The organism is Hahella sp. CR1, from assembly GCF_029813005.1.
Lineage (GTDB): Bacteria > Pseudomonadota > Gammaproteobacteria > Pseudomonadales > Oleiphilaceae > Hahella.
Map to the genome: position 1 here is coordinate 235,161 of NZ_JAPELK010000008.1, position 18,625 is coordinate 253,785.

An 18,625-nucleotide genomic window follows, 5' to 3' on the forward strand; every position below is an offset into this window, starting at 1 on the left:
ATAACATAATAACTTATCGGCTGTAGAGCCCTCTACAAGCCAATTCGACTTCTCTTCACGCCAATAAATAAATCCTGCGTCGTTGCGATGCAAGATACCGTCTCGCGCCAAATTTGGGTTGTATTGGCGTTGGCGATATTAACCCTCGTGAGTTTGCTTTTGACACCTTACGGAACGTCCATTGACGGAGTGTCGGCATGTCTCACGATCATATGGAAGATCAATAGGATTGATAATGAAACTCTCCAGAACTTTACTGTGCGCAGCGATGGCTGCGGGATTGGCTGGGCAAGCTAATGCGGCCCTGATTGAACTCGGCTTTGAAGGCGTAGTCGACACTGTGACGAATGGCGCTGGTAGCGCGCCATATTCTTATGCGGATCCGGTGACTGGAAAAATTCAGTTTGACTCAAACTCCCCTGATTTAGACCCCGTTGATATAGTTGAAGGTCCTGTGGTTGTCACACATGGCTTATACCTGAATGCGTTGACGGATATGAAGTTAAACATCAACGGCGATAATTTTGCTTTTGATGCTTCGAAAGAAAATCAAATCGAAGTGACAAGTGACACTAGCGCAGCGCTAAACTTTAACTTCGACGTTACAGCTTGGTTGACTTCAGAAAGCGGCACGAGTCTGAAGGTCTCCTTTAAAGCGCCGGATGCATTTAGAGGAATGATCGATTACCCGGAATACCCAGACTATATATTGGACGCCCTGCCTGAGAGTGGCTCCGGCGGCTCCGGCATATGGTTCACCGCTGAAGCATACGATAACGATGGCGAACTCCAATATACCCTTTTTACTCCAAGCAATGGCTATATAAATGCTTCTGAGTTCAAAAAGGTTCCTGAGCCTTATACGGCGACCATCTTGCTGATGGGCGTTGCAGGACTGGCGGCTCGACGCCTGAAGAAAGTCTAAACGATGACGTATATGCCGCTTTGCATTCAGCAAAGTGGTTCCCCTCAAAAATATAATTTTGTTTGTTCTCTCGTAAGATCAATAGGAATGATAATGAAGCTTACTACTACTCTTTTATCCGTATCTATATTTTCCGGTATTGCCTTCCAAGCCAATGCGGCCCTGGTTGAAATGGACTTCGAAGGTGTTTTTAGCGAAGTGGAATCTGGCGACTCCCCTTATGAGATTTGGGGCGATATTTTTTATGGAACCATTCAGCTTGATTCGCGTACGCCTGTTTCTGAATACAGTACTGAGTCTACTAATCACTCTGGCGATGTATGGGTGGATTATTCAGGGAAGTACAATAATGCAATTACAGACTTTAGCTTTCTGATTGGTGGAGATAAGTATCATCTTGATGGGGCTGCTTCCAATGATGTGACGGTTGCTGGATATGTAACTTATGACGAAGAAGGAAATATGTCTGGATACAACTATTATACATTTTCCTTTTCGGCATGGCTGGAGTCGGTTGATGGTAAAAAAGTGAAAATAAGCTATCTGGGATCAGATGCATATAGAGAAAAGGGCCCAGGTAGCGATGTTCTCTATGCTTTGCCTACCGATGGGTATGGCCCATCCAGTATGACTGGAATTGATCTTGAAGGGTACGATGCAAGTGGAAACATGACTTATAAGATTAAGTCAATATCCTCAGATAGCGCTAGCTACGAGTTTAAAAAGGTCCCTGAGCCTTATACCGCTTCAATGTTGCTAATAGGGATTGCGGGATTAACCGCAAGACGGTTTATAAAGGCGTAATAATCTAATGATTTGCCGCCCTGGTATCCGCTGGGGTGGCTTATTTCTGAGAAATCAGAGTCTTATTATTCATATGGACGCTCAATAGGATTGGCAATGAAGATATCTACGGCTCTTTTATCTGTTCCTTGTGTTTTAGGTCTGGCTTTTCAAGCTAACGCTGCGTTGATTGAAACAAATTTTGAAGGTTTCTTTCATGAAGTGGAATTTGGCGATTCACCCTATGAGTTGTGGGGGGGTTATATTTTCTCTGGCTCGGTGAAATTTGATTCATTAACGCCCGTTACCTATACCAATTATGATTACTTTGAATATCCCGGCGGTAGTGGCGAAGAAACGGAAGTGACTTATTTAGGCGCCTATAATAATGCCCTGTCTCAGTTTAGCCTGTTAGTGGGGGATGACAGATTTTATCTGGATAAAGATAAGGTTAATACCGTCACAATAAACGGAATGGCTAATTCTGTTAAAGATGTCGGCGTATTCGGAGGCGAATATTATGACTTTTCTTTCTCTGCCTGGTTGGAAGATGAGGGTGGTAATAAACTGAAGGTCAGCTATATGGGGGCAGGGGCGTATAGAGATTTTGATGTGAGTAGTGGTGTGCTTCATGCACTGCCAACAGGAGGATATGCGCCATCCTCTGCATGGATATCCTTTGAAGGATATGATAAGGACGAACAGCTTCTGTATAAAATAAATTCATGTTCAGGGTGCAATGAAGGTGATGGCTTTAAAGTGGTTTCTGAGCCAGCGTCTATCTTGTCAATTTTCCTTGGCCTGATTGGATTGGTAGTTAGAAAGTATAAAATTTAAATGGAGTAACCGATGAAATTAACTACAATTTTTCTGACATCTATCTGTGCTTTTGGCGCTTCTTTTTCAGCGCATTCTGCTCTTATTGAAACGGACTTAAATGGTGTCTTCGATACATTAGAGATTGGAAATGGTCCATATCAAACTGGTGATGATGTGTTCTCTGGATTTTTTCAGTTCAACTCAAACGCATCAGTTTCTGAGTATAGCTACAAGGACGAAAAATATAATTTTATGCATTATTCTGGTAGCTATGATAATGCGTTTTCTGAGTTTTCCTTTATATTAGGAGGGGATCGTTATCACCTGAGTGATAGTGGCTCTAATAACATAACTATAAGTGGTTATGTTCAGTACGCGGAAGAAGATGGGACTGAGTTTCATTCCGAGTATTATGATATGTCATTCTCTGCATGGTTAGAAACAGATAGCGGCGATAAAGTAAAAATTGGCTATCAAGCATATGATGGAATAAGAGATACTATTACCGGCCCATTGTTTTCTCTTCCAGTTGATGGAGATGGCCCTAATTCAGGTAATTATATGTATCTTGAAGGGTATAATGAGTTTGGCGAGATGACTTACCGGTATGGCTCAACCTATAACAGTGATTACTTTGTTTTTCGAGAGGCTCCTGAGCCAGCTACATACGCGATGTTGTTGTTGGGTGGTATTGGACTGGTCGCCAGACGCCTGAAACGAGCCTGATTTTATCCTTTCTTATCAATAAAGAGGCCAAAGGCCTCTTTATTTGTTTTCACCTCGGCTATTTGCAAGGCTTAAATTCTCTATAGCGGCTAATATATCTTGAAATCACGCGCCAATGAGCTGTTGCAATGCACAAAGAATACCGCTTATCCAACCAAGTCAATCAGCTGTTAAAGCGCTGTCTTCTTCACGCCTTTGTTTTGGTGGCGGTGTGGATGGTGTTTTTTGGGCCATGGCGAAACAGGGTTTTTGAGTGGCTTCCCTATCTGGAGAAGCATGGGACGGAGCTTTTCGTCGTTTTCCTATTTGTCTGGTCGGTGCAGTTGCTTCGTTTTATACGCCGAGGCGCTATTTCCGGCATTGCGTTGCAAGATAATGCGGTTCGGTTGACTTATAACGGTTACTTTTCTGATGAGCCTATTACTGAAAGAACGCTAGAGGCCAAAGATATTTATTACATTGGTAGGCGAGGCTTTAACCTCGCGCTAGTTACCTCTGAGGGGCGTATTGAGCTGGGCGCTTCCGCCGCCGTGAATGAGTTTCTAAGCGACTTACAAAATACTTTCCTGTTGAATAAAGCGCACTATCAGAGCCTGGATAAATCTCGCTTGTATGACATTTTTCAAGCTTTGCCGGCGGGCGCGCAGGCGGAATTGGTGGGAGAGGTCATTAACGAGAAAACAGAGACGGAGGCGCTTGAACGCCAGCAGGAGTACTTTACGCCAAGTGAAGAAGCTGAGCCTCATGTTCATGGCGGAAATATTCATGAGTATCGAGGTTATAAAGCGCTTCCAGAACTTTCTTTCTCTGTTTGTCCCCGATGTGCTGGTGAGTTGATATTAGCGGGAGGGTTGCTGTATGCGAATGCTGTTCCGCTTGAACTCGACGACGCCAAAGCGAAAGGTATACGTCAAAGGCTAAGCAATTCGCCGGCTCTAATGGATCGCCGAATATGTGCATGTTTGTCATGTGGGCTGGTGATAGGACAGGCGCGACCTGGCGGCTTGCAAGAACAGGTCAGGAAGTATGGGCCGGAGGAGCTTCGAGCGAAACTGGAGGCAATGTCCGACCCGGGAGGCTCTACTTCCGGGGTGAATGCATCTGGTCGTTCAGACGCATCGTGACTCTATCGATACCCTCGCCAAATCCGTCGGTCTCTGACTTTTCTATTGCAAAGCCATAGCGGGCGAAGAAGCCTTGGGTGTGTTGTGAGGTTTCAATCACAATCTCTTTTCCAGGATGCAGACGAGTTGCCTGCTCCAGCCGATGCCGTAACAGTTGTTCGCCCAACCCCGTTTTATGCTTTGTTCTGGCGAGCATGCCCCAGGATAAATAGACCGTATCCTGATACAGGCGCAGTCCGCCGCATCCTACGAGCAGGCCATCCTGCAGGGCGACGTAATACTGATTATCGTCAGCCTGGGTCACGCTATCTAAGAACTCAACGAATTGTTCTCTTTCATGAGGCGCGAAATATTTGTCGAGATTGCTGTCGAAAACACGAAGGCAATCCTGTTTGTGGATAGCGGAATAAAGTTTGATTTCCATGGTGTGCGCCCCTGATTTTGTCACGTCCTGCCTGTTGGCTATACAGATCGCAAGATTAAGTTGCAAGCTGCTGTTCTGCAAATGATTATTGGAGTCCGTCGGATTTGATTCCACGTCTGTCGAAAAAGACGTCAGGGATCTTGTTGTCCGCTTTTTGAAAGAAGTCACTCAGCGAGGAGAATGATGGATATAAAGCTTTTTCAGGTTGACGCCTTTACCGATGAAGTCTTTGGCGGTAATTCCGCGGCGGTGTGTCCATTGGAGGTCTGGTTGCCTGACTCTGTGCTGTTGAAGATCGCACAGGAAAACGCCTTGGCGGAAACGGCCTTTTTTGTGCGGGAAGGGGATGCCTTTCATCTGCGTTGGTTTACGCCGGAAATAGAGATGGACTTATGCGGCCATGCAACCCTCGCATCTGCTCATGTTTTGACGACGCATCTCGGTTATGAGCGTGACGCCATGGTATTCCGTTCCCTTAGCGGAGAATTGCGAGTGACCAGGAGAGATGGACGGTTGACCCTGGACTTTCCCGCCCGGCCGCCGAGTGTGGCGACAGCGCCGGTTGAGGTGCTGGAGTCGCTTAATATCCAGCCGCTGGAAGTCTTGCGCGCACGGGACATCGTGCTGGTGTACGCCGATGAGGACGCGATTCGGGCGCTGCAGCCAGATCGAGTGTTGATGGACCGCATTAACCTGGACCCTGGCGGCGTAGTGGCGACAGCGCCGGGCAAAGAGGTTGATTTTGTCTCCCGGTTTTTTACGCCCCAGGCGCACATTTTCGAAGACCCGGTCACTGGGTCCGCGCATTGCACTCTGGCTCCGTACTGGGCGGCCCGGCTTGGCAAGACTTCGTTGACCGCGGCGCAGTTGTCCCAGCGTGGAGGTCGTCTGGACTGTGAAGTGGCCGGCGACAGAGTGCTGATGTCCGGATCGGCAGTGACCTATCTGAGAGGCGTTATCTCGATCTGATCAAGTGCGTTTTCGTCTGCTCCAAGAAGCGTTTTTCTTTTGCGCCGGTTATGCCATTATCCGACACAGATTTTTGATTTTTGTTGAGATAGCGGCGATAGCGGATGACTCCTGGCGAATCGGAAAAACTGGTGCTTGAACATGATGCAGCCCGTTTGTTCATGCGGTGTTATGAGCGGCTGACGGGAACGCCAATCCGGCATATCTGGCACAACCAGCCGATCAAGCCGGATGTTTCCTGTTTTCTGAACGGTGAGCGTCTGGATATGGAAATCGCGCATTTGTATGGCTCAGAAAAGGAAGCCATGCAACTACTGGGGCGCGACCTGGACCGTAATACGCTTCATGAGCTGCAGATGCTGGAGGAATCGGACGCCGACGGACGTTTGTTGCGAGCGCTGAACCGCATACTCGCCAACAAAGCCTTGAAGACATACAAAAGCGAGCGCGTATGGCTGGTCATCCGCAACGCTCATCCAGCTTGGCGCGCTGATGAGATTCGAGGTTTGCAGCATTGTATTCAGGTGCCGGACAGTCACCCTTTTGAGCAGATTTGGATGGTGGCGGATATGAAGGCGGAAAGCGGTATCGTACAGCTGTTTCCCTGAGACGGAGACTGCGGCGCGATGGAGTCGCCGCAGTCAAAGACCCTTAGCTTTGTGTGTCGTCATCCATTGCAGCGGTCTGGAATACGCCGGAGTTTTTCTCCTGTTCGTATTTGAGCGCCGCACCCGCGACGGGCGCGCTTTTTCCAGTGACCATCCATTGTTTGATGCGGTTGGCGTCGCCGATAGGCGTGCGTCTGCCATAGGAATCCAGCAGCACGATCGCCACAGGGCGTTCGCCCACGTCCGCCAGCATCACCAGACAACGACCGGCTTCATTGATAAACCCGGTTTTACTGAGTCTGATGCCCCACTCGCCCTGGCGCACCAAAAGGTTGGTGTTGCGGTACTCCATTTCGTTTTCCGTTTCGCCAAGCTTGATCAGGTGACTGGGAGTCGTGGTGTAATCACGGATGAGTTTATAGCGTGACGCAGCGGAGACCATTCTGACCAAGTCCGAGGCGGTGGACACATTCTCCATGGACAATCCGCTGGGCTCGACAAAGCGCGAGTCGCGCATGTTCAGCGCTCTCGCCTTGTCATTCATAGCATTGACGAAGGCGCTCATGCCGCCAGGATATGAACGTCCCAACGCCAGCGCAGCGCGGTTTTCCGAAGACATCAGCGCCAGCAGGAGAAGCTCGCTGCGGGGCAATACGGCGCCGATACGCATCCGCGAATATGTATTTTTCCAGGTGTCGACGTCTTCTTCCGTAATCGTCACCATTTCATCAAGGGGCAACTCCGCATCCAGCACGACCATGGCGGTCATCAGCTTGCTGATGGATGCGATGGGCGCCACCGTTTCCGGATTTTTGGCGAATAAGGTAACGCCGCTCTCCACATCCACCACCTTGGCGTTTACGGAACCCAAGCTGATGTTGGCCGTATCCAGACTTTGCAGGTTTTCAGGGAGAATGGTTTCAGAATCAGCGAGTACAACCGAGGAACAGAATAAAAGAGACAGAGCGATCAGGATGTTTTTCATAAATGGCGCAACGTGGTAGTCAGGTCTGAAAAGTATCTTGCCGCACGAACCCCGACCGTAAACGGGTGTAAGGCGTTAAACAGGGTCTATTGCTCTAGCATAGACCAATTGTGTGATTTTGCACCCATGGTGCGACAAAATTACACAATTCTATACCTTTTTAATCAAAAGATTATGGTCTTCTTTTAATGTGGTTTAGGTCAATGGGAAATCCGGTATAAAGCAAAGGTTTAGCGTGGATTAGGTCACGCCGGGCAGGGTTGTTTAATGGCGTCCATGAATACGGATATGCTGGATTTTTTCCGGTGGAAAACTGGCTATGTGGCAGAGAAAGTCCAGCCTCATACAGTTTTCACATTTTTCTGTGGGACTGGCTTTTGCTGTTTGCTGATATCGATTTGAAAGGCGCGGTGGGACGCGCCTTATTGTTGAAACAATCTACTTGCTGCGTTTTTTCGCTTTTTTAGGCGCTGGTTTTTCCTGACTGTAGCCAAGAATCATGGCCTCAAACGCCATGGATTGCGCCAGTGATAGCGCGGCGTTTTCATTCTGGACGGGGATCTGTCCCGCGCTCTTCAACTCCTCGTCCTCCATACAGGTGCGGAAGTAGAGGTTATGCACGCCGCACTCAAACATGACGCTGTCGCTGGTGGGGGTAATCGTCAGCGTGTAGATGGCTTCGTCATCGTCGGGGCCTTTAATAGGCTGTTTGAAACGGATGGTTTCGCCATTGTTTATTTGGAACGCGTTTGCATCGGGCAGGGCGCGGCGACGGGTCAGGCGGCTGACGTCGAGGGTGTACAGGCCCGCCTTGTCTGCACAGCGCTTAAGTTTCTTTAAGCTGCCATCTATGCGTTTATCGCCTTTGAATCGCGACAGGATCTGCGGCAGCCTGATCAGTGTCGGTTCTTCATCGCTCCAGTCTCCCAGGGGAAATGACAAGCGGTGTTCCATCGCTTGAGAGAGCGCATTGATCAACGGCTCCGAATCCTGATTTTGATTAAGGGCGATGGCGCGTGCGGCGATCAGGTCCAGCCAGGGTAGAAAACGGGGCGCTGGGTTGGCGAGTTGCGCCAACAGCTCAGCCAAGTCCGCGCTGTATAGCCACTCGCGTAAGTCGGCTTCAGGCTCCACGAAACGCATGGTGTAGATAATCGTGTTGAAATGGTCTGTCGCCATATGCTCCAGTTGCAGGAGGCTCGCCAATGCAGGCTGGGCCTCAACTCCCTGAATGCGTAAGGCGCGCAGGCCTTCCCTTGCTTCGACTCTATCGGTGTCGTCACCACTGTATTGCAACAGGTCTGTTAAATATTTGGATAAAGCAGGTATGGCTTCCGGAGAGACGTGGTTTTCCTTGTAGATGCGCTTGCATACATGGTCCGGATCGTGTCTCTCAGGATGACCCAGGGCGTCAGCGAGCTTGTCCACTTCGACATAACGGGCGAACTGGTCTTTCTTCCTTTGAGCAGGGGCCTCGATGCCATCTTTATTGAGCGCGCGATAACTGTCCCAAGCGATTTCTTTGAGCAGAACTTGTTCGGGAAATAAGTCATTGTGATCAGAATAAAGGTGATAACGGACGTCCTCCATCAGCGACGTCAGCTTAAGCTCCCCCGCTGCGCGAAGGGGGCCGCAAATACGCGTGGCGTTACTGCGATTGCCCAGCAACCGACGCGCCCAGCTCAATAATTCAGCGTTATCTTTATCATCCGCCAGCAAGGCGTAGAGCTGCCCGGACTTGATTTCCAGGTCGAAATACGGACTCTCGGTTTTGCGCTTAAATAGTTTTTTAGCGGTAGCTTTGGCCGCCTTAGGATCTAACTTGCACCAGGCGATGGCGGCCTCAATATAGTTAAGCAGTGTGAGGTCGTCGATGGTCATTTCAGTATCGTCAACTTCAATCGCTGCGACGCGCGTTACGTAATATTTAGCGAACTCCGCATGCTCTTTCAGGTCGTGGTCCCCGGCGAGCCTGAAGGCGTCTCCCAATATGTGCTTGAACAACCTGAAATGCTCACGGTTACCAAGAAGCTTTTCAGCGACCTGTAAGGCTTCGCTGGAGCCTTCCTGCAAAAATATATGCGTCGCCGTTAGATAATGGTTCTCCACATCGATCATATTATCCAGCGTCGGGCCTTCTTCTCGGCGTTGCTGGGCCTGCTCCTGCTGATTTTTCAAAGCGGCTTCCAGAATATCGAACAGCCGCCAGGCGGCTTTGCTCATCATTTCGTTGCGACGGGGATGCTGGCTGTCCTGCAAGCATTGAATGACATACTCAAGGCGATCATCGTCTGGAGGCAGTTGTGATACTGCCGCTTCCAGCGCAGCCATTGCGTTGTCATCGTCATACTTGCCAAGAGTCAGGGTGATGCCTGAGTAAGCTTTTTTATGATCTGCGTCGTACTTCAACCCGGATTTAAACGCAGCGGCCAAAGGCAGTGACAAGCGCCTGTCTATAAGCTCTGGCTGTCGCTTGTAGGGCCACTCATTAAACGCGTCTCCAGTTCGCTCCTTGAAATAGGCGGTGACTATTTTATTGAATTCACTGTCTTGTTCTCCCAGGGCGGCCAGCGCCAAGTCATGGGTGGCCACGTCATCAGGATATTCCGCTATCAGCGTTAGCGGATCGACGCCGCTGGCGAGACGCTGTTTGCATTCTTTGGGGTTTAGCCGTTTAAGCTGGGCCTCGCCTCTGGCTTCCAACAGGGCTGCGCGGTGCGCAGGCTCCAGATGCTCAGGTGAGCAATTGGCTTGAGTCTGGCTTATCAGGTCAGTTATTTTCTGATGATCCAGACGTCCGAATTGTGCGGAGTCCGGCTTGGTTTCCAAGGCGGTCAGTGTTTCATCCAGGGCTTCCGCCAGCGCTTGCGTAATGCTTCCGAGGGCGTTGGCCTGTTTGACCAGATTAATCGTGTCGCGACAGGCGGCATGATTGCCCAGAAAGAAATGCGCGAGCATCCAATAGTTCGCCAGCGCAGGTTCTTTATCGAGTAATGGTTTCTCCTGCTCGTACACCTCAAATGTAGGGGCTTGATCCATTTTTGAGGCGAAGGCGTAAGTGGGGCGGCCGGAGGGGTGGCCATGCAGCCAGTCTGTGCGGTTGAATAATTGTTTGGGGTCGTGGTAGTAAGGGCGTTGTTCTATTTCCGCTTCGGCGAAGGCGTTGAAGTCTTCAATGGCTTGTTTGGCGGCGTCGGAGTGTTTGCTGAACCATTCTTCTTCCTGGAAGTCTTCCTCGTACTCATCTTCATCCTCTTCATCATCACCTTCGTCCTCATCATCCATGTCATCGTCGTCCGGCTCTCTAAGGCAGTCCTCCTCCCAACGGTCTGCGACGAAGTCTGCGATGGAGAAGTACTCTTCGGAGGACGGCTCCCCGGTTTCGTGATCATAAACGATCACTCGGGCCGTACCGAGAGGAGAGGGGAGCATGTTGAGAAAGCAGGTGTCGCCGCTGGGGTCCCGGCCGATAATTTCGAGCCCGGTGAGCAGGCGCATAATCAGTTCGAAGTCACGGAGAGAGGTAGCGATGTCTTTGGCGCTGACTTTGTTTGGCAGGCTCATCATTTCGCCAGCAAGCATCCAGACGTCTTGGGCGACGCCACTGTACCTGTCATAAGCGGTCATGCACTCTTCCGCTTCGATAACTTCAGCGGGGACGGGGTAGCCGAAAAGCGACTCTACGCGTTTGGCTTTGTCCTCGAATTTACCTTTTTGCTTGCGGGCGATGTTTAAGAAGTCCTTTCTGTCCGCGTCCTGCTGCAGCATGTAGTAGCTCATGATCTCCGCCAGCTTGCCGCCCAGCAGATCGTCTCGCGTCAGTATGGGATTATTCATTTTTACTTCCAGGAAATGCAGGTCTCATAAATGAATGGCGTGTTTGTTCTGACAAACAGCATAACTCATATTTCGACATATCCCGAACCGACACCCGGGCCAGGAAAAATCCATGGCGCTTGAACATCAGGTAGGAGCGGAATACGACGAAACTGATCGACTCCGAGGTGACTTGCGGGGTGATATCGTCAGGGCCCTGGCCGGTGTAAGCTTCGACACCGGCCCAGTAAGGCGAGTTGGCGCATACCAGCTCTCCCATATGATTTAGCTTGCAGAGTATTTCCGCCATGCCTCTGGCTTGTGATGGCGAAAAATGGCTGACGAATACGCCATTTTGGATCAGCAGATTATTCAGGTCCGCAATGTCGCAGACTTCTTCTTCGATATTATCGTTGGCGTACACCAGCTTGAAGCGGGTGAGCCGGGCGATATCCTGATAGGTGGCGCGTTCCTCAAACTCGCTCACTGAATACAGAGTGAGCTCCCAACCAACGCCACAGATTTTTCCCGCCACTTTTGTCATTGTCTTCTTCCAACTCCCTCAATCGGCTCGGTCAGCGTTGAGCGTCGCTATCGCATCCGGTCGGCGCCGGATGCAGAAACATAATAGACGCTCATAACCGCACGCCACCTGGGGTGTACCCTAGGCTGCGGTAAAGAAACGCTGTGCAACGCCAGCTGACTTTGCCGATTCCCTGAAGATCTACGTTATATATGTACTGAATTTACAAAATTATCCCGATTTCATGGAAATTTTGTCAAAAAAGTATAATTTTTTCGATGGTAGGTATTAGAGTTGGAAACTGGATTGACGCATAGTAATTCTGCTTTAAGTCATTAAGGCCCCCTTTGAATATAAAAATAACACTTCTTCGGAGGTAACCTATGAAGTTTCTATCCCGCGCTGCGCTGGTTTCGGCGGCGACCATTTCCCTGGGGATCTCATCTCTCGCGTCGGCGGTTGAGGAAATCACAATCGCTACCGTCAACAACGGCCACATGATCGAAATGCAGAAGCTGAGCAGCCATTTCGAAAAGGCCAATCCAGACATCAAATTGAAATGGGTGACGCTTGAAGAAGGCGTGTTGCGCCAGAACGTCACGCAGGACATCGCCAATAAGAGCGGCTTGTACGATGTGATGACCATCGGCATGTACGAAACGCCGATCTGGGGCAAACGCGGTTGGTTGAAGGAAATCAAAACCGACGCGTCCTATGATGTGGACGATATTCTACCGGCGGTTCGTAAAGGACTGTCGGTCGACGGCAAACTCTATGCTGCGCCTTTCTACGGCGAAAGCTCCATGATCATGTACCGCAAGGATCTGGTTGAAAAAGCGGGCATGACCATCGAAGACCGACCCACCTGGGGCCATATCAGAGACGTCGCCGCGGCGCTGCATAAGCCCAAGGATGGCGTCTACGGCATCTGCCTGCGCGGCAAATCCGGATGGGGCGATAACATGGCGTTCATCTCCACCATGGCCAATTCATTTGGCGCGCGCTGGTTCGACGAGAAATGGAAACCGCAGCTGACCACTCCAGCCTGGACTCACGCCGTCAGCTTCTATGTCGATCTGCTGAAGAACTACGGCCCGCCGGGCTCCAGCTCTAACAGCTTCAACGAGATCCTGGCGTTGTTCAATGAAGGCAAGTGCGGCATCTGGATCGACGCCACTATTGCTGCGTCATTCGTCAGCGATCCCAAACAGAGCAAGGTTGCGGATAAAGTCGCCTTCGCTCAATCACCCGTCGCTGTGACCGATAAAGGCGCCAACTGGCTGTGGGCATGGTCGCTCGCTATTCCCGCCGCGACCAAGCATGCTGAAGCAGCGCAGAAGTTCGTCACCTGGGCTACTTCCAAGGACTATATCCAACTGGTGGCGGATACGCAGGGATGGGGCTCGGTTCCCACTGGAACACGCACCAGCACCTACGAAAATCCTGAGTTCCTGAAAGCGGCGGTATTCGCATCAGCGGAACTCAAGGCCATTAACTCCGCTAATCCGGAAGACAACACTCTGGAGCCGTCGCCCTATATCGGTGTGCAGTTCGCAGCCATTCCCGAGTTTCAGGCGATTGGCATGGCGACCGGGCAGATGTTGACCGGGGCGTTGACGGGCAGCGTGTCCGTTGAAAAAGCGCTGCAGTCCGCCAATGTATCGGCGGATCGTCAGATGCGTCAGTCCGGCTATTACTGATCCGCACTTCGTGACATGAGGTAGGCCGCCTGCGCCGCCGTGTTTATGGGCATTCACGGCGGGCTGCGGGCGGCGACTCCAGCCGCGAAGCCGTCTTCGGATCTTAAGAACCCAGTTACCAGAGAGTGTTTCGATGCAACGTGCTGTAACGCGAACGTTACTCGCTCCGTCCGTCATCTCACTGTTGTTGTGGATGATCGTGCCCCTGGCGATGACGATATATTTCTCCACCATCCGTTATAACCTGCTGTACCCCGGCGAGCATAACTTCACTGGCTTGCTGAACTACGAATTTTTCGTCACCGACCCCGGCTTCTGGCCGGCGGTGAACAATACCCTGATCCTGCTGGGATCGGTGCTGGCTATCACTGTGGTGCTAGGCGTGGCGTTGTCGGCCCTGATTGATCAGCCTTTCTTTGGGCGCGGCGCCGTGCGCGTATTGTTGATCTCGCCGTTTTTCGTCATGCCGACGGTCAGCGCATTGATCTGGAAAAACATGATGATGAACCCGGTGTATGGGGTCTTCGCCTGGCTCTCGCAAATGGTCGGCATGGAGCCGATGGACTGGCTGGCGGATGCGCCCCTGCTGTCCATTATCATCATGGTGAGCTGGCAGTGGCTGCCGTTTGCAATTCTGGTGTTCGTCACCGCGTTGCAGTCTCAGGATACCGAGCAAAAAGAAGCGGCGCGTATGGACGGCGCCACCAGCTGGCATATTTTCCGCTATCTCACCATTCCTCACCTCGCGCGTCCGGTTGCTGTGGTGATCATGATCGAAACCATTTTTCTGCTGGTGGTATTCGCCGAGATTTATGTTTCCACCGGCGGCGGTCCCGGCTATGACAGCACCAACCTGGCGTATCTGATTTATTCCCAGGCGCTGCTGCAATTTGACGTGGGCATTGCGTCCGCAGGCGGCCTGTTTGCGGTGGTGTTAGCCAATATCGTGGCGTTTTTCCTGATTCGCGCCATCGGCAAGAACTTAACGGTGTGAGGCGGCTATGAATCTGAAGCAAAAACTTAAAGTGCGAACCTGGATTGTAGGCGCTTCCGCCTGGGGAATCGCGTTGCTGCTGTTTTTCCCCATTCTGTGGATGTTCCTGACCTCATTTAAAACCGAACTGCAGGCGATTTCCACGCCGCCTACATTCGTGTTCGAACCGACTCTGGAGAACTTCTCTCTGGTGCAGGAGCGTAGCGATTATCTGAAGCACGCAATCAACTCGATTGTGACGTCCTTCGGCGCGACTATTCTGGCGCTGCTGATCGCCATTCCCGGCGCTTACGCCATGGCGTTTTATCCCGGAAAGCGCACCAAGGATCTGCTGCTGTGGATGCTGTCCACCAAAATGCTGCCGGCGGTGGGCGTACTGGTGCCGATTTACATTCTGTTCCGTGATTACGGGCTGCTCGATACGCGTATTGGTCTGATCATCATTTTCACCATGATGAACCTGCCCATCGTGGTGTGGATGCTGTTTTCCTACTTCAAAGACATTCCCAGGGAAATCCTGGAAGCCTGCAGGATGGACGGGGCCAGCCCCATGGGCGAGGTGGTGAAAATCGTCATGCCGCTGGCCTGGGGCGGCATCGCCTCCACCGGCCTGTTATCCATCGTGCTGTGCTGGAACGAGGCGTTCTGGTCTCTCAACCTGACTGCTGCGGACGCCGGCACGCTGACTTCCATGATCGCCTCATACTCCAGCCCGGAAGGCTTGTTCTGGGCCAAGCTTTCAGCGGCTTCCACACTGGCCTGCGCCCCCATCGTCGCGTTCGGCTGGTTATGTCAGAAGCAGTTGGTGCAGGGCCTGACGTTCGGCGCCGTGAAATAGTTTTCGAGGATTTATCCGATGAGTTATCTGAATATTAAAGATCTGCATAAACATTACGATCAGTACCATGCTATTCGCGGCGTCAATCTGGAAATCCAGGAAGGGGAGTTTATCGTTTTCGTCGGTCCGTCCGGCTGTGGTAAATCCACGCTGCTGCGTTTGATCGCGGGGCTTGAACTGGTCTCCGAAGGCTCTATCCATCTGGACGGACGGGATATCACCGAAGCGCCGTCTTCCAAGCGGGATCTGGCCATGGTGTTCCAGTCTTATGCGCTGTATCCGCATATGACCGTGGCGGAGAACCTTTCCTTCGCCTTGCGTCTGGCGAAACGGCCGCAGGCGGAAATCGATCAGAAAGTGCGTTCCGTCGCCGCCTCGTTGCAACTGGATAAACTGCTGGCGCGCAAGCCGCGTGAGTTGTCCGGCGGACAACGGCAGCGGGTCGCCATCGGGCGCGCCATTGTGCGTCAGCCTAAAGTCTTCCTGTTTGATGAACCCTTATCGAACCTGGACGCGGCTCTGCGGGTGCAGATGCGTCTTGAACTGGCGCGTCTGCATAAACAGCTTGGCACGACGATGATTTACGTGACTCACGACCAAGTGGAGGCGATGACTCTGGCGGACAGGGTGGTCATTCTCAACCAGGGCCAGATCGAACAATGCGGCTCTCCCATTGACCTATACCAACAGCCGGCGAATCGCTTTGTCGCGGAATTTATCGGCACGCCGAAGATGAATATGTTGGCGATCGATCAAGTGATTCACGGCGGCGAAAGCGTCGAAGTGCGCGCGGCTGACGCCCATCTGCGTCTTCCTGCGCGGGTGTTGGCGAACAATGTCAGCGCCGGATGGAGTCTGGGAGTGCGGCCTGAACATATCCATATCGCTCCGATAGGCGATGGACCGGTGCAGGGGCGTATTGAACTGATTGAAAACCTGGGTTCGGAAGCCTACTGCCATGTGCAGGTGAACGGCTGCGGCAATCTGGTGGTGAAGTCCGCCGCGCGCAGCGGTTTGATGGAAGGCCAGCAAGTGAGCCTGAACTTTGATGCGGAAGAAATGCGTTTATTCAATCCGCAAAATCAGGCGGTGTATGTGAATGGCGGGGAGACGGCTCATGTCTGATACGCGTTCTGGGGCGAACGACGCAAGGTTGCTCAAGCTGTCCTATGATCGTTCGCAAGTAAGCTCGTCGGTGGTCCATCTTGGCGTCGGTGCTTTCCATCGGGCGCATCAGGCCTATTATTTCAATGCGCTGCTGGCTCATGAGGACTGTCTGGACTGGGGCATTACCGGCGTGAATCTACGGCCCGCCGACAGCCCCGCTTTCGCCGCGTTGCAGGCGCAGTCTGGAAGCTATGTGCTGAAAACCGTTTCGCCTGAAGGTGAGGCGCGCTATGAAGAAATTGGCGCGCTGATTCGTTTGCTGGATGGTGCAGTGTCTCCGCACAGCGTGGATCAATGCCTTGCGGATGCGCAAACGCAATTGGTCACCATCACGGTGACGGAGGGCGGCTACTATTTGAAGGAAGACGGTCTGCTGGATATCGCCCATCCTGAAATCGCCGCGGATCTGCAGGGCAGTGGACGTAATACGTTATATGCGTTTCTGCATGCGGGCTTAAGAGCGAGAATGCAGTCCAGGCAGGGGCCTATCACCCTGCTGAGCTGTGACAACCTGCGTCATAACGGCGATACCCTGAAGACCGGGTTTACCCAGTACCTGCAGCAGGTTGGCGATGTCGACCTGTTGTCCTGGCTGCGTGATAACGCCAGTTTCCCCAACGCCATGGTGGATCGTATTACGCCGCGTCTTTCGCCTGAGCATTCACGTGATGCGCGCGAGCGATTTGGCGTCGCCGACGCGTTGACGGTGATGGCGGAAGACTTTGTGCAATGGGTGGTCGAGGATGATTTCGCCGGGCGGCGTCCGCCGCTGGAGCGCGTCGGCGTGACGCTGGTGGAGCATGTGCAGCCTTATGAGGAAGCGAAAATCCGTATCCTCAATGGCGGTCATACCGCCTTGTCCTACTACGCCGCTTTGCGTGGATTCCCCACCTACGACGCGGCGGTGCATGATCCTGAGTTGAGAGCGTTTGTCGAAGCCTTTGAAGAGCAGGAGGCGATTCCTGCGTTAGGCGATTCGCCCCTGGATTTACACGCCTACTGGCGCAAAGTGCTGGCCCGCTTTGGCAACCGCAATATCGGCGATCGCATTGAGCGTATATGTGCGGACGGCGGCAGCAAGTTCCCGATATTCATTCTGCCGACGTTGCAAGGCGGCTTCGCGGCCGGTCGCACGCCGGAGCGAACACTGCGGGCCATTGCGTACTGGTATGTCTTTATGCAGCGAGTGCGCGCCGGACAGGCTCCGGTTCCTTATTACGAACCAGAATGGCCGCGGCTGCAAAAACTATTATCCGCCCCGGATGCATTGGAGCGCTTTGTCTCCGACGCCAAGCTCTGGGGAGATCTGCCGCAGCGCTATCCTGCATTCGGCGAATTGCTGCGAGGTCATATTGAGTCGGCTTCTCGCGCTTTTAACGACATCCCCTCTTTTGAAAGGAAAGACACTGTGAGTTATCCCATTGAAAACCTGACCAACCTGCAGGGCAAAACCGCTCTGGTGACCGGCGCTGGCGGCGGTATTGGCGCGGCCGTGGCGGAGGCGTATCTGGCGGCGGGCGCTTCCTGCGTGCTCTGCGATTTGCCCGCAACCCCGTCGAAAGAGGCTGCGGCCGTGTTGGAGCAGTACCCCGAAACAGCCTGTTATGTGCAGGCGGACGTGACGGATATGGCCTCCGTGGATCGCTTGCTAGAGCAGTCAGTGGAACGTTTCGGCGGCGTGGATATCCTGTTCAATAACGCGGCGGTATTTGATCTGGCGCCGCTGCTGGAATCCAATGAAGCCATGTATGAGCGGATATTTTCCGTAAACGTGAAAGGGGCCTTTTTCACGATGCAGAAAGTGGCGCAACACATGGTAGACTCGCAAAGGCAGGGCAAAATCATCAATCTGGCGTCCCAGGCAGGGCGCAGAGGTGAGGCGTTAGTGTCGCACTATTGCGCGAGCAAAGCGGCGATCATCAGCTATACGCAGTCGGCGGCGCTGGCGCTGGCCAAGCACAATATCAACGTCAATGGGATCTCCCCCGGAGTGGTGGATACTCCCATGTGGGAGCAGGTGGACGCCTTGTTCGCCAAATATGAAAACCTGCCTTTGGGCGAGAAGAAAAGGCGGGTGGGATTGGATGTGCCGCTTGGACGCATGGGCGCGCCGGAGGATATCTGTGGAATGGCGCTGTTTCTGGCGTCGCCGGCCTCAAACTACATTACGGCGCAGACATTCAACGTGGATGGCGGCAACGTCATGAGCTGAGCAGTAGGTTAA

General features: G+C 52.3%; 16 protein-coding genes. 12 read left to right on the forward strand and 4 right to left on the reverse strand.

From position 1 onward, the window contains the following. Positions 1-235: 235 nt before the first annotated feature. The 5 genes from ONV78_RS20025 to ONV78_RS20045 all read left to right on the forward strand — a co-directional run bounded on the left by ONV78_RS20025 (position 236) and on the right by ONV78_RS20045 (position 4,377). Positions 236-925 (forward strand): hypothetical protein, encoded by a 690-nt coding sequence (locus ONV78_RS20025; protein WP_279505822.1) that lies wholly within the window; start codon positions 236-238, stop codon positions 923-925. Positions 926-1,018: 93 nt separating this feature from the next. Continuing rightward, positions 1,019-1,729, forward strand: a complete 711-nt coding sequence (locus ONV78_RS20030) for a PEP-CTERM sorting domain-containing protein (protein WP_279505824.1) — start codon at positions 1,019-1,021, stop codon at positions 1,727-1,729. Positions 1,730-1,825: 96 nt separating this feature from the next. Continuing rightward, on the forward strand, positions 1,826-2,545 hold the full coding sequence (locus ONV78_RS20035; protein WP_279505825.1) for a hypothetical protein: 720 nt from the start codon (positions 1,826-1,828) through the stop codon (positions 2,543-2,545). Between the two features lie 12 nt (positions 2,546-2,557). Next, the gene (locus ONV78_RS20040) at positions 2,558-3,253 is read left to right on the forward strand and encodes a PEP-CTERM sorting domain-containing protein (RefSeq protein ID WP_279505827.1); all 696 of its coding nucleotides are present in this window, start codon (positions 2,558-2,560) and stop codon (positions 3,251-3,253) included. 128 nt (positions 3,254-3,381) lie between these two features. Next, positions 3,382-4,377, forward strand: coding sequence for a hypothetical protein (locus ONV78_RS20045; RefSeq protein ID WP_279505829.1), 996 nt, complete (start codon positions 3,382-3,384; stop codon positions 4,375-4,377). Here ONV78_RS20045 and ONV78_RS20050 read toward each other — a convergent pair. Then, positions 4,334-4,801 (reverse strand): GNAT family N-acetyltransferase, encoded by a 468-nt coding sequence (locus ONV78_RS20050; RefSeq protein ID WP_279505831.1) that lies wholly within the window; start codon positions 4,799-4,801, stop codon positions 4,334-4,336. The genes ONV78_RS20045 and ONV78_RS20050 overlap by 44 nt on opposite strands. 183 nt (positions 4,802-4,984) lie before the next feature. On the opposite strand from ONV78_RS20050, the gene ONV78_RS20055 reads away from it, so the two are divergent. Continuing rightward, the gene (locus ONV78_RS20055; RefSeq protein ID WP_279505833.1) at positions 4,985-5,770 is read left to right on the forward strand and encodes a PhzF family phenazine biosynthesis protein; all 786 of its coding nucleotides are present in this window, start codon (positions 4,985-4,987) and stop codon (positions 5,768-5,770) included. Positions 5,771-5,874: 104 nt separating this feature from the next. Further along, on the forward strand, positions 5,875-6,378 hold the full coding sequence (locus tag ONV78_RS20060; protein ID WP_127973222.1) for a hypothetical protein: 504 nt from the start codon (positions 5,875-5,877) through the stop codon (positions 6,376-6,378). A 43-nt stretch (positions 6,379-6,421) separates the two neighbouring features. Here the strand turns inward: ONV78_RS20060 and pbpG are convergent, their stop codons facing one another. From pbpG to ONV78_RS20075, 3 genes are all read right to left on the reverse strand, one after another. After that, positions 6,422-7,363 carry a D-alanyl-D-alanine endopeptidase gene (pbpG, locus tag ONV78_RS20065; protein ID WP_279505836.1) on the reverse strand — a complete coding sequence of 314 codons (942 nt, stop codon included), beginning with the start codon at positions 7,361-7,363 and terminating at the stop codon, positions 6,422-6,424. A 438-nt stretch (positions 7,364-7,801) separates the two neighbouring features. Further along, positions 7,802-11,200, reverse strand: a complete 3,399-nt coding sequence (locus ONV78_RS20070; RefSeq protein WP_279505837.1) for a hypothetical protein — start codon at positions 11,198-11,200, stop codon at positions 7,802-7,804. Next, entirely contained in the window at positions 11,193-11,723 is a 531-nt protein-coding gene (locus ONV78_RS20075) for a hypothetical protein (protein ID WP_279505838.1), read from the reverse strand. Before ONV78_RS20075 ends, ONV78_RS20070 begins: the two co-directional genes overlap by 8 nt. Before the next feature lie 362 nt (positions 11,724-12,085). Here ONV78_RS20075 and ONV78_RS20080 point away from each other — a divergent pair, with 362 nt between their 5' ends. From ONV78_RS20080 to ONV78_RS31935, 5 genes are all read left to right on the forward strand, one after another. After that, positions 12,086-13,402 carry a sugar ABC transporter substrate-binding protein gene (locus tag ONV78_RS20080; RefSeq protein ID WP_216736959.1) on the forward strand — a complete coding sequence of 439 codons (1,317 nt, stop codon included), beginning with the start codon at positions 12,086-12,088 and terminating at the stop codon, positions 13,400-13,402. A 133-nt stretch (positions 13,403-13,535) separates the two neighbouring features. Further along, a complete protein-coding gene (locus ONV78_RS20085) occupies positions 13,536-14,396 on the forward strand; it encodes a sugar ABC transporter permease (RefSeq protein ID WP_216736960.1) in 861 nt (286 codons plus the stop codon). Between the two features lie 7 nt (positions 14,397-14,403). Then, positions 14,404-15,234: a carbohydrate ABC transporter permease gene (locus tag ONV78_RS20090; protein WP_279505840.1), complete on the forward strand. Its 831-nt coding sequence runs from the start codon at positions 14,404-14,406 to the stop codon at positions 15,232-15,234. An 18-nt stretch (positions 15,235-15,252) separates the two neighbouring features. Further along, entirely contained in the window at positions 15,253-16,359 is a 1,107-nt protein-coding gene (locus tag ONV78_RS20095) for an ABC transporter ATP-binding protein (protein WP_279505841.1), read from the forward strand. Continuing rightward, a complete protein-coding gene (locus tag ONV78_RS31935; RefSeq protein ID WP_347815425.1) occupies positions 16,352-18,613 on the forward strand; it encodes an L-iditol 2-dehydrogenase in 2,262 nt (753 codons plus the stop codon). Before ONV78_RS20095 ends, ONV78_RS31935 begins: the two co-directional genes overlap by 8 nt. The last annotated feature ends 12 nt before the right edge of the window (positions 18,614-18,625 follow it).

What these genes read in the sequence shown, in the direction of transcription:
- ONV78_RS20025 (WP_279505822.1), top strand. Translation starts at nt 236, where the DNA reads ATGAAACTCTCCAGAACTTTACTGTGCGCAGCGATGGCTGCGGGATTG.
- ONV78_RS20030 (WP_279505824.1), top strand. Translation starts at nt 1,019, where the DNA reads ATGAAGCTTACTACTACTCTTTTATCCGTATCTATATTTTCCGGTATT.
- ONV78_RS20035 (WP_279505825.1), top strand. Translation starts at nt 1,826, where the DNA reads ATGAAGATATCTACGGCTCTTTTATCTGTTCCTTGTGTTTTAGGTCTG.
- ONV78_RS20040 (WP_279505827.1), top strand. Translation starts at nt 2,558, where the DNA reads ATGAAATTAACTACAATTTTTCTGACATCTATCTGTGCTTTTGGCGCT.
- ONV78_RS20045 (WP_279505829.1), top strand. Translation starts at nt 3,382, where the DNA reads ATGCACAAAGAATACCGCTTATCCAACCAAGTCAATCAGCTGTTAAAG.
- ONV78_RS20050 (WP_279505831.1), bottom strand. Translation starts at nt 4,801, where the DNA reads ATGGAAATCAAACTTTATTCCGCTATCCACAAACAGGATTGCCTTCGT.
- ONV78_RS20055 (WP_279505833.1), top strand. Translation starts at nt 4,985, where the DNA reads ATGGATATAAAGCTTTTTCAGGTTGACGCCTTTACCGATGAAGTCTTT.
- ONV78_RS20060 (WP_127973222.1), top strand. Translation starts at nt 5,875, where the DNA reads ATGACTCCTGGCGAATCGGAAAAACTGGTGCTTGAACATGATGCAGCC.
- pbpG (WP_279505836.1), bottom strand. Translation starts at nt 7,363, where the DNA reads ATGAAAAACATCCTGATCGCTCTGTCTCTTTTATTCTGTTCCTCGGTT.
- ONV78_RS20070 (WP_279505837.1), bottom strand. Translation starts at nt 11,200, where the DNA reads ATGAATAATCCCATACTGACGCGAGACGATCTGCTGGGCGGCAAGCTG.
- ONV78_RS20075 (WP_279505838.1), bottom strand. Translation starts at nt 11,723, where the DNA reads ATGACAAAAGTGGCGGGAAAAATCTGTGGCGTTGGTTGGGAGCTCACT.
- ONV78_RS20080 (WP_216736959.1), top strand. Translation starts at nt 12,086, where the DNA reads ATGAAGTTTCTATCCCGCGCTGCGCTGGTTTCGGCGGCGACCATTTCC.
- ONV78_RS20085 (WP_216736960.1), top strand. Translation starts at nt 13,536, where the DNA reads ATGCAACGTGCTGTAACGCGAACGTTACTCGCTCCGTCCGTCATCTCA.
- ONV78_RS20090 (WP_279505840.1), top strand. Translation starts at nt 14,404, where the DNA reads ATGAATCTGAAGCAAAAACTTAAAGTGCGAACCTGGATTGTAGGCGCT.
- ONV78_RS20095 (WP_279505841.1), top strand. Translation starts at nt 15,253, where the DNA reads ATGAGTTATCTGAATATTAAAGATCTGCATAAACATTACGATCAGTAC.
- ONV78_RS31935 (WP_347815425.1), top strand. Translation starts at nt 16,352, where the DNA reads ATGTCTGATACGCGTTCTGGGGCGAACGACGCAAGGTTGCTCAAGCTG.